General features: G+C 37.9%; 19 protein-coding genes. 5 read left to right on the forward strand and 14 right to left on the reverse strand.

From position 1 onward, the window contains the following. The first annotated feature begins 2 nt into the window (after positions 1 to 2). Positions 3 to 1,016, forward strand: coding sequence for a lysylphosphatidylglycerol synthase transmembrane domain-containing protein (locus tag BFL47_RS01850; protein WP_069658097.1), 1,014 nt, complete (start codon positions 3 to 5; stop codon positions 1,014 to 1,016). Continuing rightward, positions 997 to 2,175 (forward strand): glycosyltransferase family 4 protein, encoded by a 1,179-nt coding sequence (locus BFL47_RS01855; RefSeq protein WP_069658098.1) that lies wholly within the window; start codon positions 997 to 999, stop codon positions 2,173 to 2,175. The genes BFL47_RS01850 and BFL47_RS01855 overlap by 20 nt, the downstream gene beginning before the upstream one ends. 162 nt (positions 2,176 to 2,337) lie before the next feature. On the opposite strand, the gene BFL47_RS01860 is transcribed toward BFL47_RS01855, so the two are convergent. The 8 genes from BFL47_RS01860 to ybaK all read right to left on the reverse strand — a co-directional run bounded on the left by BFL47_RS01860 (position 2,338) and on the right by ybaK (position 7,606). Next, the gene (locus tag BFL47_RS01860) at positions 2,338 to 3,045 is read right to left on the reverse strand and encodes an ABC transporter ATP-binding protein (RefSeq protein WP_069658099.1); all 708 of its coding nucleotides are present in this window, start codon (positions 3,043 to 3,045) and stop codon (positions 2,338 to 2,340) included. Further along, complete coding sequence (gene modB / locus BFL47_RS01865; protein WP_069658100.1) at positions 3,030 to 3,710, reverse strand: molybdate ABC transporter permease subunit; 681 nt, start codon at positions 3,708 to 3,710, stop codon at positions 3,030 to 3,032. The genes BFL47_RS01860 and modB overlap by 16 nt, the downstream gene beginning before the upstream one ends. 38 nt (positions 3,711 to 3,748) lie before the next feature. Continuing rightward, the gene (gene modA / locus BFL47_RS01870) at positions 3,749 to 4,480 is read right to left on the reverse strand and encodes a molybdate ABC transporter substrate-binding protein (RefSeq protein ID WP_069658101.1); all 732 of its coding nucleotides are present in this window, start codon (positions 4,478 to 4,480) and stop codon (positions 3,749 to 3,751) included. 42 nt (positions 4,481 to 4,522) lie between these two features. Beyond that, positions 4,523 to 5,794, reverse strand: coding sequence for an alginate export family protein (locus BFL47_RS01875; RefSeq protein ID WP_069658102.1), 1,272 nt, complete (start codon positions 5,792 to 5,794; stop codon positions 4,523 to 4,525). Positions 5,795 to 5,857: 63 nt separating this feature from the next. Next, on the reverse strand, positions 5,858 to 6,190 hold the full coding sequence (locus tag BFL47_RS01880; RefSeq protein WP_069658103.1) for a winged helix-turn-helix domain-containing protein: 333 nt from the start codon (positions 6,188 to 6,190) through the stop codon (positions 5,858 to 5,860). A gap of 4 nt (positions 6,191 to 6,194) precedes the next feature. After that, a complete protein-coding gene (locus BFL47_RS01885) occupies positions 6,195 to 6,407 on the reverse strand; it encodes a TOBE domain-containing protein (RefSeq protein WP_069658104.1) in 213 nt (70 codons plus the stop codon). A 128-nt stretch (positions 6,408 to 6,535) separates the two neighbouring features. Next, on the reverse strand, positions 6,536 to 7,114 hold the full coding sequence (locus BFL47_RS01890) for a biliverdin-producing heme oxygenase (protein WP_069658105.1): 579 nt from the start codon (positions 7,112 to 7,114) through the stop codon (positions 6,536 to 6,538). A gap of 6 nt (positions 7,115 to 7,120) precedes the next feature. Beyond that, entirely contained in the window at positions 7,121 to 7,606 is a 486-nt protein-coding gene (gene ybaK, locus BFL47_RS01895; RefSeq protein ID WP_069658106.1) for a Cys-tRNA(Pro) deacylase, read from the reverse strand. 125 nt (positions 7,607 to 7,731) lie between these two features. Between ybaK and BFL47_RS01900 the strand changes: the two genes are divergently transcribed. Next, the gene (locus BFL47_RS01900) at positions 7,732 to 8,277 is read left to right on the forward strand and encodes a GNAT family N-acetyltransferase (protein ID WP_069658107.1); all 546 of its coding nucleotides are present in this window, start codon (positions 7,732 to 7,734) and stop codon (positions 8,275 to 8,277) included. Then, positions 8,274 to 8,795, forward strand: coding sequence for an ion channel (locus tag BFL47_RS01905; RefSeq protein WP_069658108.1), 522 nt, complete (start codon positions 8,274 to 8,276; stop codon positions 8,793 to 8,795). The genes BFL47_RS01900 and BFL47_RS01905 overlap by 4 nt, the downstream gene beginning before the upstream one ends. Positions 8,796 to 8,799: 4 nt before the next feature. Here the strand turns inward: BFL47_RS01905 and BFL47_RS01910 are convergent, their stop codons facing one another. From BFL47_RS01910 to BFL47_RS01925, 4 genes are all read right to left on the reverse strand, one after another. Then, a complete protein-coding gene (locus BFL47_RS01910; protein ID WP_069658109.1) occupies positions 8,800 to 9,351 on the reverse strand; it encodes a uracil-DNA glycosylase family protein in 552 nt (183 codons plus the stop codon). Between the two features lie 143 nt (positions 9,352 to 9,494). Continuing rightward, on the reverse strand, positions 9,495 to 10,532 hold the full coding sequence (gene lepB, locus BFL47_RS01915; protein WP_317042922.1) for a signal peptidase I: 1,038 nt from the start codon (positions 10,530 to 10,532) through the stop codon (positions 9,495 to 9,497). A gap of 139 nt (positions 10,533 to 10,671) precedes the next feature. Continuing rightward, complete coding sequence (locus BFL47_RS01920; RefSeq protein ID WP_069658110.1) at positions 10,672 to 10,947, reverse strand: hypothetical protein; 276 nt, start codon at positions 10,945 to 10,947, stop codon at positions 10,672 to 10,674. A gap of 23 nt (positions 10,948 to 10,970) precedes the next feature. Further along, on the reverse strand, positions 10,971 to 13,214 hold the full coding sequence (locus BFL47_RS01925) for a TonB-dependent receptor (protein ID WP_069658111.1): 2,244 nt from the start codon (positions 13,212 to 13,214) through the stop codon (positions 10,971 to 10,973). A gap of 225 nt (positions 13,215 to 13,439) precedes the next feature. On the opposite strand from BFL47_RS01925, the gene BFL47_RS01930 reads away from it, so the two are divergent. Next, positions 13,440 to 14,276: a CvfB family protein gene (locus BFL47_RS01930; RefSeq protein WP_069658211.1), complete on the forward strand. Its 837-nt coding sequence runs from the start codon at positions 13,440 to 13,442 to the stop codon at positions 14,274 to 14,276. On the opposite strand, the gene BFL47_RS01935 is transcribed toward BFL47_RS01930, so the two are convergent. Next, positions 14,273 to 15,034: a LamG-like jellyroll fold domain-containing protein gene (locus BFL47_RS01935; RefSeq protein ID WP_069658112.1), complete on the reverse strand. Its 762-nt coding sequence runs from the start codon at positions 15,032 to 15,034 to the stop codon at positions 14,273 to 14,275. The genes BFL47_RS01930 and BFL47_RS01935 overlap by 4 nt on opposite strands. 186 nt (positions 15,035 to 15,220) lie before the next feature. Next, a complete protein-coding gene (locus tag BFL47_RS01940) occupies positions 15,221 to 17,083 on the reverse strand; it encodes an LTA synthase family protein (RefSeq protein ID WP_069658113.1) in 1,863 nt (620 codons plus the stop codon). Positions 17,084 to 17,233: the final 150 nt, after the last annotated feature.

The following is a 17,233-nucleotide window of genomic DNA, read 5'->3' on the forward strand; positions in this document are numbered from 1 at the left end:
CGATGAAGTTTATAAAGGTTTTAATACTGATTTGCGTTATTGTTTCTTTGATCATCTTCGTCTATGCCATAGATTATAGATACGTCATCTCTTCTATACAAAAAATTGGATTTAAGTTTATTTATCTAATTGCCATTACAGGTATTGCCTATGTTTTGGGTACCTTAAGTTGGAAGTACTGTATGGCTGAGCAGGCTGTAGATATTTCGCTTGTCAAATTATTTTTGATTCGGCATGTGGGTGAAACGGCAAGTTTACTGAACCCTGCAGGCATATTGGTTGGAGAAACGGTGAAAGCTCATCTTTTACAAGAGCATGGAATTGAAAAAAAAGCGATTCTCTCTTCCATATTGGTTTCCAGGGTTATTATGATTGTAACACAGCTCATTTTATTTTCCTTTGCACTCAGCGTTCTTCTATTTAAAAGTTCAACCATTATAAGCTCGCCCATTCATTTAGAATTTACATTTACAACTATTGCTATTCTTTTCTTAATTGTCGTTTCTTTATTTGTTTTTAGAAGAAGGTTAAAGATTTTAATGCTGAGAACCAGGTTTGGTTTAACAGTATATGAGAGAACAATAAAAATCAGATTAAAAATCTTAGAGCTTAAGCAAGATATTGCAAATCTTTTTGAAGATAACAAAAAGACTCTTGTACTGGCAATATTTTTTGCGCTGTTACACTGGATTGCAGGTTGTATCGAATTCTATCTTATACTGCAATTTTTAGGTGTTAACATCCATATCGTACAAGCATTGCTAGTTGATATGGGTGTCATATTTTTCAAAGCCGCAGGGGTCTTTATTCCAGGACAGGTAGGAATTGAAGAATTTGGCAACAAGATCATGCTCGCTGCAGTAGGAATAACTGGAGTTGAAATTTGGACTACGGCATCTATACTAAGACGTTCAAGACAACTTACCTGGATAGGGATAGGCTTTATTATCTATTGGTTTATGTATCGAATCAGGATTTCAAACTTAAAAACACTGAATGGAAATTCTGTTTATTAGTCACAAATATCCACCCGCTTTAGGAGGGATGGAGAAACAGAGCTATGAACTCATTAATGGATTAAAGGCCGATCTTCAAGTGCATAGTATCGTTTATGAAGGAAAGGAAAGCAGGCTGAGTTTCTTTTTAAAGCTTAACCGGAGGATTCTCCTACTCTGTAAAGAAAATCCAGGTATTTCAATCATACATTTTAACGATGCTTTAATAGGTGCCTGGAGTTTAACACATAAGGGATATCCTCATCTTAAAAGAACGATGACAGTGCATGGCCTGGATATAGTTTTCCCTTCCCGAATATATCAACATCTTATACTTCCGAAATTTAACCGCTTTGATTTAATTTTTGCAGTAAGCAGGGCTACTGCTGAAGCTTGTATTTTAAGAGGTATTTCAAAAGACAAAGTAGTTGTTATTAATAATGGAGTTGATAACAGCATCATGCCTTCGCTTTCGAGATCTGATGTACTTATAATGCTTAAAACTAAGTATCACCTGGATTGTACAGGTAAAAGAATACTGGTGGCAATGGGAAGACCTGTTAAACGCAAAGGGTTTTCATGGTTTATACAAAATGTACTTCCAAAGTTGAATGAAGACCTTATACTTTTACTTATTGGACCTTCTGTTGACGAAAAGGCTTGTTTTAAAAATTATCTATTTCAACATACACCGTCAATTATCAGAAGCCCAATAGAGCTCTTTCTAGGCTATCCATCGGACAGACAAGCGATTAACATACTCATTGAAAATCCTCGTATTTCAGATAAAGTTAAAAATTTAGGGAAGTTACCATTTTCAGACATCATTCATATTTTAGGGGTTGCAGAAGCCTTTATTATGCCCAATATCTATATTAAAGGCGATATGGAAGGATTTGGTCTTGTCGGGTTGGAAGCATCAATGTGTGGTACTAAAGTAATCGCTTCAGGCATAGAGGGGATTACTGATGCTGTTAAACAAGGGGAAAATGGCATTCTTTTACCAACTAAGGATGCAAATGCATGGATTGGTGCTTTGAATCATATTGTAAAAGAACCGGAAGTGGCTGAAAGAATGAGCCGTGATGACATTATAAATTTCACAAAACAGCAATTTAACTGGAAGAAAATGACGGATAATTACCTTTCATACTTCAATAAACTTAATAAAGAAAAATAGAGTCTGTACGCGAAGAATAGAAACTACAGCTTTATTCTAAAAATAAATTGATTTAATCATTGACTACATCCCTAATTCAACATAAAGGCCGGCACGTCATTTTTAAAGAAATGATCAATCATACATCCTAACTACTTAAGTATATTGGTTAATTTTTGATCACTAACTATTAAAAGTAATTATTTCATAATCAGCAAAAACTTCTTTAGGAGTGCCTGTTCGCACAATCGCACCGTTCTCAATACAGATAATTCGTTCTGTCAAACGTAAGATCTCTGCGGGGTCGTGACTTACAATAATCATGGTAGTCTGCTTAAACTGGTAAGCTTTTTTTATTTCCGTTTGTATGGAGAGACGCATCTTGTAATCAAGAGAAGAAAAGGGCTCATCTAGCAATAAAATATCGGGCGTTCGGGCAAGGGCACGAGCGAGAGCAACACGCTGTTTTTGTCCGCCAGATAATTTATCAGGTTTCTGTTTTCGGAAACCAGTTAAACCAAAGAGCTCCAGAAGCTGATCAACCATTTCTTCATCCTTGGTAGTCTGAGCATACCGAATATTCCCCTCTATGGTCATATTTGGAAACAGGGCATAATCCTGAAACATAAAGCCTATATTCCGGTTCTGAGAGGCGACATGGATGCCCTTAAAAGAATCGAACCAGACCTTCTCTCCATATTTAATAATCCCCTTATCAGGTTTAGTGAGTCCTGCCAGCATTCGGAGCAAAGTGGTTTTGCCTTCTCCTGAAGCGCCGAACAAGGCAAGAAGTTCACCACTGGCAATCTCTGATTTAAATACCAGGTTCATCTTACCACTGGGAGTAATTATCGTTTTTTCGATATCAATATATATTACAGGACTTTCCATTGATCATTTTTTCTATTGACACTATAAATTACAGCAAGGAGAACGAAAGAGATACCAAATAGGATAATAGCATACTGATCAGCAAGGGCAAAGTTTAATGCTTGAACTTCATCGTAAATAGCGATGGAGGCTACGCGCGTTTCTCCTGGAATATTTCCTCCAACCATCAGCACAATACCAAACTCACCAATACAATGCGCAAAGGTAAGCGCAACGGCGGTTATAAAAGATGATTTGACATTGGGCAGTAGGACACGAAAGAATGTGGTCGTTTTCGACTTACCAAGCGTATATGAAGCTTCGGACAAACTATCGGGTAAAGATCGTAATCCACTAAGGAGAGGCTGCACCATAAAAGGAAGGCTAAACAGAACAGAGGCTAACAGGATCCCGGAAAAAGAAAAGGCTAGTCTGATATCCAAAGTCTGCGCAAGCCATGCACCAAAGGCATTACGTGGACTATACACCAATAACACATAATAGCCCACTACGGAAGGGGGCAAAACCATTGGCATACTAATCAGCGCTTCGACCAGTGGTTTAGCCTTGAATTTGGTGTAGGCTAATCCATAGGCAACAGGCATCCCTAGCAGAACAAGAATAAAAGTGGTCAGCAAGGCTAATTTTAATGTGATCCAAAGTGTGATTAGAAAATCGATATCCATTAGAACGTTTTGAATGAGGAGCTTTTAATTTTTGCAGATTAAGGTACAATATATCCATATTTTTCAAATATAGGTTTGCAGGCTGCACTCATCACGAACTTCATAAATTTAGCCGCCCCGGGATTGTACTGAAACCCTTTAACCAATACCATAGCCTGTTCAACTGGTTTGTAACTTTTAGGATCAGGCATGATATAGCTTCCTTTCATTTCAGGGGTTTTTACCAGAGAAAGTGCAAGAATACCAACTTCTGCATTTCCGGTTTGTGCAAACTGGGCAGCCTGTGAGATGTTATCAGCGAATACTAATTTATCTTTCACCTGATCATATAAATGATAGTATTTAAGACATTGAATCGCCCTTTCTCCATATGGAGCTAAGTCTGGTTTTGCTACTGCAATGTGTTTTACTGATTCAGATAGGAGTATATTCATGCTTTTCACATCAACAGAATTGCTCCATATTGCCAATTTACCATAAGCATAGGTTTTAACTTCACCTATAACGGCACCCTGCGCTTTAAGTTTTTCAGGAAATATTTTATCAGCAGCCATGAAAATATCATGAGATGCTCCATTTATAATTTGTTGATATAAAGTACCCGATGACCCAATAGTTAATACAAGGTGTGTTTTAGGATTCAACTTTACATAGTTAGTTTTGATCTCCTCAAGGATATAGCGAAGATTAGCGGCTGCTGCCACTTTAATGGTTTGAGCTGTTGTATGCAAAGAAAACAAAACAAGCAGGCTTAAAAGTATTTTTTTCATTTTGATTTTTATAAAGATTAAAACCGAGGGTTAAGGCATTAATTAGTTGACTTCTGGTGTTTTGTATAACTGTGGTTTAATGGTGAACATGAGGTATGCATATTGAGGAAAATGACTATCTTGAGTTACCTTTTTTAGCGCCCTGGTTCCATCCGTAGTAAAATAAGAACAATAGCCAAGCTGAATGGCTGCTTCTTTCGTGAGTTTATAGTTGAACACCAAGTCAAGTTCAGAACCGATATTACGACGCACTTCCAGTTTATCTACTATCATTTGTTTTGCCAGTAAGAAGTGATGAAAGGTTAGATCAGCAGATAATTTACTTTTACCGGGATAAGATACTGCAGCAAGATAATCGATCAGTCCAGCCTTAGGTAAGGTTGCCCAATATTCCATAAACCCATTAAACAAATGATTTACGCCGTATAACTTATTGAAAGTATTATTTTGAGTACTAACTGTTTCAGGAGATGTACCGGAAATATAATCTGCACCCAGCGATAACCCGAAGGAACTGCTGAACTTATTATTTACTTTAAAAGCTAATAAATACGCCTTCAAATCTGTAGAAGCATTACTTTTCCCGGATTGTGCATAGGCAGTCATCAGGAAACTAAGTGGGATAGAATCATTTTTTAATTCTAACGTACCGCCCATGGTATTCCGATGGTATAAATTTTTTATCAGTGCTGCTGTGGTTCCTTCCTGAAAGCCTTCCTGCACCCCTAGTAAGGAGAGATTTAAACCATTCAGGATTGTTTTTTTCATCCATAAAATGGAGATGTCTTTATACATACCGGTTACATCATACACAGCTTCACTTAAAATATCATTTTTATTGCCATAGCCAAATGCAAGATTTGCTTCAAAGCTACTGTTGTTATATTTCAACATAGCCAGATCATGTGCACTGCCCGTATTGCTCCATGGTGCAAGACTGAACAACCTTCCATCTTCGTATTGGAGGCCCTGTCTACCGATCTTCACAGAAAGGCCCTGCATTAACAGTAATTCCGCATAGGCTTCATAAATGCCCAAACTGGCCGTCTGTTTAATATCCGTTGCTCCATAAATCCGGCTATCCTGCATAGTTAATTGCGCAATGATCGCATTACTTTTATAGTTTGCACCAAGACGGGTACGCTGAAGACCAATGCCTACTGCTTTTAATGAATCGGCTAATGGGGATTTAAAACCATTTCTGTATTCAAATCGGGGTCTGAATTCGCCATCCAGAAGGACTTCCTGCCCTTGGCAAGAAAAAGATAAAACAAACAGGTAAAGAGTGCAAAATAAAGTGAAGTGTAATTTCATTGATGATAGGGTAGAATGTATATAATCGATATAAACTTGAAGAGATAACGATAGGTAAAAAAATCACATATTAATTTCAGCATTTATTTGCTTTACAAATAGGTTTACTTGTTTTTCGATCTGTTGATATTCATTCAGAACTCGAAGGCCAGAGGAAGTAAGCGTTGCTCCTCCCCCACTTGTTCCTCCCCGCTGTTTAATAATCAGTGGTTCAACGGCAACCGTGTTCATATCATTGATCAAATTCCATGCATGCTGATACGATATCCCCATAATTTTTGCTGCTGATCGAAGACTTCCATTTTGTTGAATATGCAGTAACAGACTGATCTTAGTTTGATCAAGATAAATCTGTTTATCTTTTTTAATTAAAATCCGGCATTCTACTTCAATCATATATCTATTCGTCTATAGCTATAATAACCTCTGTTGATTTGATAATGGCATAGGCCATGTCGTCTGCCTTAAGGTTAAGATCAGTGATTGCATCCTTGGAAATAATAGCAGTTATAATATTTCCATTCCCTAAGTCAAGTGTGACTTTTGCTGTTATTAATCCTTCATCCACTTTAAGGACCTTTCCTTTTAATTGATTTCTTGCACTTAACTTCATATAGGTAAACCGTTTTAATTTTACTATAATACAAACCCTATGCCATGGATACCACACAGGATTGTCCTGATTTAGACCGCATTGTAGAGGTGCTGTTAAAAGACAAGGATAGTGTGCAATTCTAATTATCAAACTAAGCTGAATGTATTGGTCTTATCCACCCACTGGCTAAATTTTGCAAACGTATCATTAGCAGATTGAATCACCATAGCCTCTTCATTCGCTTTTAATGGCTGATCCATAAATTGTTTAAAAAGCTGCCACATCGAGTCTGTATTACTTCCATATCCGTCAAAAAAAGACAATCCTGTAACTATAGGAAGATCTATTTGCTGCCGTACCATTTTGCTTATAAATTTACCTCCCAAAGTAGATCCTTCGATCACATAAAGGGCACCTAATGCTTGTAAATGATTATTTATTTCTGGCAAATCGTCATTGCTTGCCAGTGATGGAAGTGCTGTTTCTAATTGATTCAGATCATTAACCAGAGCTGCTGTTTTCCGGCGATCTGCATAATCGGGCAAAAAAGTATAATCAATGTGTTTATTGATGTTAATTTCCAGACCTCCAAAAAAGCTATAAAACAGCACTAATAACTGTGATAGACTTTCCCGATCATGAATGGATTTCATTGGGACAATCAATTTGTTTTCGAGTGACTGATGGCTATTTTTAGTACTAATTTTTATTTTTTCGGAAAGCATAAAGAGTTATGGATTTGTATCAGTTAATGTGCAAATAATGGCCTCTACAACCTGTATCAGATCTGTGGGATTCAATTTAAATTGCAATCCACCTTGACCAGCGCTAATATAGATAGAAGAAAAGTTTAAAGCGTGTTTATCGAGGTAAACCGGGTACTTTTTTTTCATGCCTATAGGTGAACAGCCGCCTCTGATATACCCCGTTAGGGGGAAAAGCTCTTTCACTGCTACCGTCTCCACCTTTTTATTACCAGATACACTGGCCGCATTTTTAAGATTGACTTCCAGAGCACCAGGAATAACACACACGAAAACACCTGATTTATCACCCCGGACCAGTATGGTTTTAAATACCTGCTCAGTAGGCTGCCCTAATTGTTCGGCTATATGGATCGCATTCAGGTGATCTTCATCAACCGGATAGCTGATCAGATCGTAAGAAACAGGTATTTTATCAAGTATCCGGGCAGCATTCGTTTTATGAGGGTGCATTTGTTTGTTTTAATGTCTATAGAAAACCGCTACAACGGAATATTTATTATCTTAATTAATTTGAATAACTTAAGTTTATTAAAGCTAAGCTACACAAACAAATATTTAAACTGTAGAGAACAATCATGCTATATCTAGATTTTATACAAATTCCAGTTTTGTTAACAGAACGCTTGATATTAAGACCACTTCGTGTGGATGATGCTGCTGAGATTCATTTATTACGATCCAATGAAAGCGTTAATAAATATATAGATCGGGAAGCTTCAACCTGTATAGAGGATGCTGAATCGCATATCCGTATGATTGAAAGTCTAATTAAAGAAAAAAAAAGTGTTACCTGGGCGATTACATTGAAGGAAAGTACTACTTTAATCGGTACTATCTGCTTTTGGAACTTTAATAGTATGAGCGAAATAGTAGAAATAGGGTATGAAATGCTACCCGCATCTCAAGGCAAAGGGCTGATGATTGAAGCGGCTAAGATGGTTATTCAATTTGGTTTTGAACAAATGAACGTACAATCTATTACTGCCTTTTCATCAACACAAAACTTGAAATCAGTTGCTCTTTTAGAAAAATTGAATTTTAGTGATGCGCATACCTATAGTGTCCTTCAAAATCTGCATGAAAACTTAACTGATACAGCCACCTATATCTTAAACAGATGAACCGGAATATATCCATGATTTTGCAGCATATTGCTGTTATAGCCTTGGCTTTGTCGTTTTATTACATTGATGAATATGATCTGATTGAACCGGAGAAACATCATATGATATTTCTTACAGTAGCTACGCTTAAAACCATCTATTTCCTAACACATAGTTTCAAAAAGGTTAAGGACCTTTCAGTTGTAAATAACTTTTCCTACTTCATGAAAGTCATGTCCATTAACATATCCCTGGTGATATTATCCTATGCTGCAGACTATTTTACGCTGTTCCAAATATATCCATCCGCATTCACAGGAATCACCACTCCTGGAGATCCTCTAATAACGTTTTGCGATTTTTTTTATTTTAGTGTGACTATTTTTTCAACTACAGGATTAGGCGATATCCTTCCTTATTCCCTATCTGCAAAGTATCTGGTATGTCTGGAAGTTATCCTGGCCTTTATCACCATAATTTTTCTCCTGTCTAATTTTGCAAACCTGAAAAGCAGTCATAAGGAACAAGAAGATTAACAAATTATACCCTTAGACAGGTGTTTTGCAGAATAATAGTATCCACCCATTGTTTTTGTTTCTCCGGACTATGATAACGAGCGGGAGTATCCAGTTTACAAAACCGGATCCCTTTTTGCAGGCAATGCGTAGAAACAAGCTTCATTTGAGTGCGCATATTAGGAATGCCATTAAAAGTTTTCCTCGTGAAATAAACAGCCTTTAATTGAGGCATCATATCTATGATTCCAATGATGTTATTCCATTGCTTCACATGACTATCTATAAAAGCATCATCCACATTCTCTTCTTCTCCTTCGGGAATTTCTAAAGCATCAATAACATCAGCAAAGTCTACTTTATATTGCTGCATAAACGCCTTCTTGTACTTAAGTTCAGCCTCTTTAAGGTCCTCTACGCCCCAGCATTCCGGTAATAAATGCCATAAAAAGTTTCTTGACCTACCGTAATAAAAATCAGGACCGTCAATCGTATCCGGATTAAAAGTACCTAGTATAAGTATTTCAGCTAAAGGGCTAGCCTGGTGTTCCTTAAATTTATTGAAAATAATGGGCATACATGTATGGTGTTTATTTGATCACGAGCCATCCCTTCAAATGTAGAGAGAGCTGAAATGCATTAAAAAGCAAAAGTAATCCTATTCAGCCAATTAGAGCGTGTTTTAAGCTAAATAGCTTAAAAAATAAACACCATCCACTCTCAATTAATAGGCTTCATGATTCGGCTCCACCTAATGTTACTTAAAAACCCTTCGGTGGGGTCGAGACTCAACCATGTGATCAGCGCTTTACCAACAACATGATCTTCAGGAACATAACCCCAAAAACGAGAGTCAAGAGAATTATGGCGATTGTCACCCATCATCCAATAGTAATTCATTTTAAAGGTATAACTATCCGCTTTTTCACCATTAATCCACACTTTATTTCCTTTGACTAGTACCTTATTGTTCTCATACAGCTCAATAGCACGGCGATATAAAACCAATGTAGAGTCATTCAGAGGAACTTTTAACCCCTTTTTAGGTAACATTATGGGACCGTAATTGTCCTGATTCCATTTAAACTTTTCATTATGAGGGAAAACTGCCTGATCATACGCTCCTGCCATCTCCACAACAGGGGTCACATTTTTAACCCATGCGTACATTTTAAAACTATTCAGGTACTGATTTGGAATGATCATTTCATATGAATCCGTATTCCTTTGTTGTACCACATCAATATTCATATCATGTAATACCCTGGGATTAATTGCAATACCATTGGTAACTACTTCATAGGATGTTTCCGCATCTGCTGCATTGGGTCGTACGGACCCATTTATATAAACCATCCCGTTCACGATCTTTAGCACATCACCCGGTGTAGCCTGGCATCGTTTGATCAGATTTGTCCTTACATCAACTGGTTTATTATAAGAGACGTCAGCCTCATTGGGCTTATTAAAAACTACAATATCTCCCTTCACTATATCGGTCAAACCTGGCAAACGGAAATAAGGCAATTTCACGGCATCCCAATACGTCTTAATACTATCTGCTGTGACTGTTGATTCTAAAAATGGCACTTGTACAGGCGTAAAAGGCATCCGTGCACCGTAGCTAATTTTACTAACGAATAAATAATCTCCACTGAGCAGGGTGCCCTTCATGGAGTCGGACGGAATGGCATAAGCAGAGAAAAACAGACCCCGAATAATAGTGGAAACGATAATGGCGAATAACAGGGTGTCAATCCACTCACGGGCTTTCGACTTTTTTTACTCTGTTATTGTTCGTTTCTTTTTTAAAATGTGCTCTCCAATTCATATCTAAAGGTTTTAAACGTCCGGAATATTTTAATTTAGAGCACCTGATTCATTGATTGTTACAGGATCATGTCGTTCTCTCTTTTGCATTCAGGAACGCCTCATCCTCTTTTGCATATTCCATGATGGCATCATGAAGGGCAGATTCCATTTGCACATATTTATCCGGACATACCGATGGATCTGTAATTTTAAACCGCCCTTCTGCATCAATTTGCATGTGAAACCTTAACTTCTCATTTTCATGCAGCACATATACCTGAAATAACTGCAGCCTTTGTACATTCATCGTATGAAATTCAAATAGCGTCCCGTCTATTTCAGTTTTAAAACTATTTTTCATGCCGCAAAGATAGCAAACCGCCCCTAGAACAAAGTATACCTGACTCCTAAAAAACCCCTTATTCCCTGAAGCGGCGCATAGTTGTACTCAGTATCAAAGGTATAGTGGTTTGGATTGGTTACAGGATCATTGGCCGTTTTATCAAATGGATCAAAGGGGCGCATAAAAGGATCTTTAGGTACAAAATTAAATAGATTCTTAATGCCTCCATAAATTTCCATTCCATTTGTAAACTTCCTGGTTAACTGGATATTGGCAAGAGTAAACCAGGGTGAATAAGCTGCCCTGTAATCGTTTTTCTGAATAGGCAGACGCATCGGTCCGCTAAATGTACCTGTAAAATCTAGCGTGTACTTTTTCTTATAGGTGTAAGAAAACAGATAATTACCACTCCATTTTGGCGCGTGCAGCTGAACAACCCTCTCCTCCCCATTTCCCCGGTCTGCTTGCTGATAAACATCTAGAAAAGTTACACCGGCAAGAAGTTGAAGTGGGAAATTAAAAGATAAATCTGTGTTTAACGAGATGCCCCGGGATACCGCATAGCCGTTTAAATTAGAATAGATGATCTTATTGGGGTCCTGATCAAAATCACCTACAATTTTATTGGTAAAGTAAGAATAAAATCCAGTCAGGTCGAAGCCTAGATAGTAAGATTCGGAAGGCACTTTTAACACATAATTCAAATTGCTGTTATACGATTTTTCGGGATTGAGTTCTTCATTTACGATGACTTGCCTGGCACCTGTCAGCGCAGCATGATCCTCTGTAAACAAATTTACAACGCGAAATCCAGTACCAAAACTTGCCCTTAACACATTGTTTTTGTCCGGTGACCACTTATATGCCACCCGCGGAGAATGAATAGAGCCATGATAGCGGTCATAATCATACCGATAACCCAATAAGAGGGTTTGCTTATCCGAAAACTTCCATTCATCCTGTATGAAAACGCCAGGCAATGGTGTTTTTGCCGGAGCATTATGGAGGCCATCTGCAGACAAGGTACCCGGTGTATTGTCATCATACCAGGTATAGCGCATGGTTCCTCCCAACAAAAAGCTATGTTTTTTCCCGAAGGTCTTATCCCAGAATAGTTGAGCAAAGCCAACCTGCTGAGTAGCCATATAGGGTAAAATGCCATAATATGAGTTTTGATTGTGCCAGTTATACGATAACTGAAGCATAATTTTCTCCTTAAAAGGCAGCTGATATTTGCTGATCATTTCCCATCTCCGGGTATAGATACTCTCCCCATAAATACTATCTGATCCTCTCCATTCGGGATTCCAGTCCATCTGTCCACCCCAGCGATCTTCGTTTACATAGCGCAGTGCTACGGTGGCTAATCGCTTATCTTTTCTTGTAAAGTCCCATTTGTTAAATATGGAAATCCTGTTTTGTAAGGTTACATCTGTAAAACCATCATTATTATTATCTATAGGGTTAGCATAATTGAAATAATTTAAACCAGCCAGACTTATAAACTTTTTTCCTGTAAACTTTATCGCAGCATCTGCATTATACTCTCCCCATGTGGTTCCAAAAACATCAGCGGTAACCAAAGGCGCTTTAGAAGGACTTTTTGTAATCACGTTAATGATCCCTCCCATTGCCTCAGAGCCATATAAAGAAGAAGCCGGCCCCTTAACCACCTCAATACGCTCTACCAGACTGTTCGGAATTCCGGATAAACCATATACCGTTGAAAGACTGCTTACAATAGGCATTCCGTCAATCAGCACTAAAGTATAAGGCCCCTCCATTCCGTTAATGTGAATATCGCCTGTGTTGCACACGTTGCAATTCAATTGCGGCCTTATACCATTCACTAATCCAATCGCCTCGAACAAATTGGGTGTGGGGTTCTTTTGAAAAAACTTAGGCGTATAAACTTCTACGGGAACGGGACTTTCTAAACGGCTTACTTCTTTCATGGTGCCCGTTACCACTACTTCGTTTAACGAGTTCCTGCTTTCCTTCAAGTGCACATGAAGATCTAATATAGAATCAGGCAGTACCTGAAGTCTGAGTTTTAATCGTTCATAGCCTACTGCAGAGAAAATAATTTCATGTAGCCCAACAGGTATTCCAGTTATAAAAAAGCGACCTAATGAATCTGAAGGCATTGATAAAGAAGTATTTGAAATAGAAACAATTGTTTGCAACGGATTCCTGCCATTCAACACTCTTCCGCTTATTCCTCCACTTTGAGAGTAAGAATAGAGCACCAATAAGGTAAATACCAATAGTAATAAAATCTTCATACACATATTTTTAAGCAAACATAAATAAATAATTAGATAAACCTAACACCTATATTAGATATATCTAATTATCATAACAATAACATAACATTCTGATAATCTATAACCTAATTGGTCTATATGAACGGGCACCCATCTCTTTTAGAACTTATTAAGCGGGTTTTACTATCTTTGCATCCGCTAATGTTCATATACAATAGCGGAAGGATTAAAACCACAATAGCAATGATCGAAATCGGAAAGTTCAATTACCTTAGAATCGTACAAAAAACAGATGTTGGCGTTTTGTTAACCGATGGCGACACCGAGGTAATGATGCCTTATAATCATGCTCCCAATGTGGCTATTCCGGGTGACAACATCAACGTTTTTACTTTCATGAATAAGGAAGGTAAACTACTGGCCACAAACCAAACTCCTTATGCCACTGTAGGTGAATTTGCTTTTCTGGAAGTCGTAGATGACTCAGAAGACGGCGCATATCTGGATCTTGGAATTGATAAAGACCTTTATGCCCCTAAACGTGACCAAAAACGCCCAATGAAAAAGGGTGAAAGTTATGTCGTGTATGTCTACCTGGATGAAAGCAATGGCCGCATGTTAGCTTCTTCCCGTGTATCTAATTATGTAGAAGAAAAGAACTTTGAATTTGAAGAAGGCGATGAAGTGAGTTTATTGATTTCAGAGCAAACCGATTTAGGGTACAATGCCATCATCAATAACCAATACATTGGCCTTTTATACCATAATGAAGTGTTTGATAATGTTCAACCTGGTGATGTACGTAAAGGATGGATTAAAAAGATCCGTGTTGAAGGTAAGATTGACCTTACTTTACAGCCAACAGGCTATGGCCATATTCTGGACACTAAAGATGTGTTGCTTCAGGAACTAAAAAAGAATAACGGCCTAATCAATCTGGGTGATAAAAGTAGTCCTGAGGAAATCTACCAACGCTTTAAGATTAGCAAAAATGCATTCCGTAAAAGTGTAGGAGGGTTATATAAAGAAAGATTGGTAACAGTTTCAGACTTTGAGATTCGTCTTGTTGCTGAAGATTAAAAATACTTTTTGATTTTATAAATCTGCTCTATTTCAGAATCCGTTAAAGCCCTGTTAAATACGGCGATGAAACCGATTTGGCCGACAAAGTTATTTCCCATTTCACCTAAACGGTGTACGGCTCCTACTGTAAAGTCAGATCCACCTGATCCACCATCAAAAATACCTTCTCTATACGAATAAGGATTAGTTTCAGCTCTACTATCCAGCTGACCATTCAAATAAGATCGGATCATTTTACTATCATAAGTAAAACCAGCGAATGACCATTGATTATAGACAACAGGATCATTACCAATAGCAGCATCCATACACCATTTCTGTCCTGGAGTTGGTCCACCCACTCCGGATATATGTCCGCATACCTGGTCAGCACTATCATGCATGTGTAAATTCAGGAACAGACAGTATTGCCGGAGCTTTTCAGTTTCATTCCACATACCGGCTACAGCCTCACATTGATTATAGCTTTTCAGCTGCCGTTTCACCCAGGATAAGACAGTAATTTGCGCTTCCGGACCATGTATATTTAAAGCCGGACAGTCCTCCCGTTTGATATAAAAATATTGTCCCTCTTTCAGATCTGCCGCATTTCTTGTAGCCACATCTTCCTTATCAAATTCAATAGAACCATTTCCTTCAATAAGCACATAATTGTAAGGCCCCTTTGAACATAAGGGTTCATTTCCTTCAAAATCCCAATAGCAGATTAACCCGGAAATGTCTTTAAGGATCTGTTTATAATCAGCCATCATCATTTTTATTAAAATAGAATGCTCTTTTTGACAAGCATAACCAAGTTAGCTAAAAATTATTTAATTGAATAACACAGAGTTAAATAAAAATATAGACTTAGGAACAGAATTACTCCTCGAACTAAAAATCCTTTGATTGGCTACAAAACATAGAACAGACACACTTAAATAAGCATACTAAAAAACAAATCAATAATCAATAAACTCCTGATAAACCTCCTGCATACAGGCTTTCACATCACGCAGTAACTTTTCATTCCCAGCCTTCGATCCAGGGCTCCGTTTGTAAATCACAGATTTACCAACCGTTTCATAAGATAGTGCCTGATCGGCGTTGATAACGCCCAATCCATAGTCCCAATTAAAGAAACTAAAGTCCGGCGACTTTGGATGAAGAAGATCCTTGCTCCATACATAAGGATTGGAATCCATACCCAACTGATTCAGCAGTGTAGCCGCTATATCCGTTTGATTACCAACTTTTTTGATCTTTACCCCTCTAAACTCCGGTTTAATTACTTCCCCGAAAAACAAAAGAGGAATCCGGTAGCGTTGCGGATCAGAAATCTCCAAATCACCTTTCGGAAGATAATGACCATGATCTGCTACCATGATAAACAATGTGTTCTTATACCAGCTCTTCTTTTTAGCTTCTCTAATAAAGGCGCCCAGACAAGAATCTGCATAATAAGCCGTACTCCTGAACTTATTACCCGTATCGTCACCAGGGAAATGAGAACGCCCTGGAAGATCAAACGGCTCGTGATTAGTTAACGTTAAAAAAGTACTAAAAAACGGAGCTTGCTGATCAGTTAACTCAGCTAGCATCTTCGTGTAAACAGGTCCATCATAAGCGCCCCATTTTGAACTCAGATCTAAGTTTGGAAAATCATTCCGATCAATTATTTTCTGGTAGTTATGACTCAGCAAATACGATTTCATATTAAAGAACCGGCTTTCCCCTCCATAGTAAAAAGAAGTTGAATATCCCTTTTGTGCAAATGTTGTTGATAAAGCCGGCAGTTTAACCTGTTTGCTATTTTCCTTCATAATGCTACGTTTCCCTTGTGCAGGAAAAGCGCTCAGAACCGACACCACACCTTTGTCCGTGCGGCTCCCAGAGGAATACACCTCATTAAAAAACAGGCCCCCAGCAATCAATTTCTCCATCTCAGGATCAATTCCCTTCTCCCCTCCCAAACTCTCTACCACATTTCCGGTAAAACTTTCCATGATGATAACAACGATATTCGGTTTTGCAACACTTAGAACTTGCATATTAATACCATCAGGTTTAGTGTAAAGCTCCTTAACGATAGCTTTAGCTTCCGCAGGTTTAAAAAAGCTATATACATTCTTGCTGCTATACCTGGCATTCATAAAATCGTGAATGAGACTCCACTCTGTATTCACAGAAGCATAATTCAATAGCGGTTTCAAAGAAAAGTAAGCCATACTCTCATTCATAGGGGCTAATTGCCATCCTCCACGGATAGCTAGAAAATTGAGCCCCATAATAAACAGTCCCACACTTATTTTCAAGAATATATTCCCTTGCTTTTCAATCCCCGGCTTTACTAACAACCGAAAAAGAAGCACTCCTCCAGCAATCAGTACCACCAATATAAATAGCGTTAAAAACAAAGGAGAGGACACACTGCTGGCTATTGCCTCAGTGGGAGAACCAAATGCAAACTCAAATGCGCGGTAGTTTATTTTTGTTCCCCATTCCCTGTAGATATTGAAATTTACAACGGTTATAATGGAGAACAGTACAATCAGGAAATACGAATAGATTTTTAATATTCGAAAAGGTAAACGGAATCCCCGAATAACCCAGATCAGAACAAACAGTAACAAGGGAACTACACAGATATAGCCAACCATCGATGCATCCATCCATAAGCCATATAAAAATACCTGTACTATTTCGATAAAAGAGGTAGATTTTAATTTGTCCGCATTATATAAAATAAACACGAGTCTCTCCAGGAAAAAAAATAAGATCCAGAAAGTAAAATAACGTACTAAAAGGGTAAGGTTGCGAAACATATTAACTTATATAATACCATCAGTTCCTTTAGTGTCCAGTTGTTAGTTGTGTTCTACCGTCATGGACAATCTGATAACTTCTTCTATCTTTTGGGCAATCAATACCTTGCTGAGACAATCAGCCAAGCGAGTACAGATAAAGAAGATTCT

Source organism: Arcticibacter eurypsychrophilus (genome assembly GCF_001730525.1).
GTDB classification, from domain to species: domain Bacteria; phylum Bacteroidota; class Bacteroidia; order Sphingobacteriales; family Sphingobacteriaceae; genus Arcticibacter; species Arcticibacter eurypsychrophilus.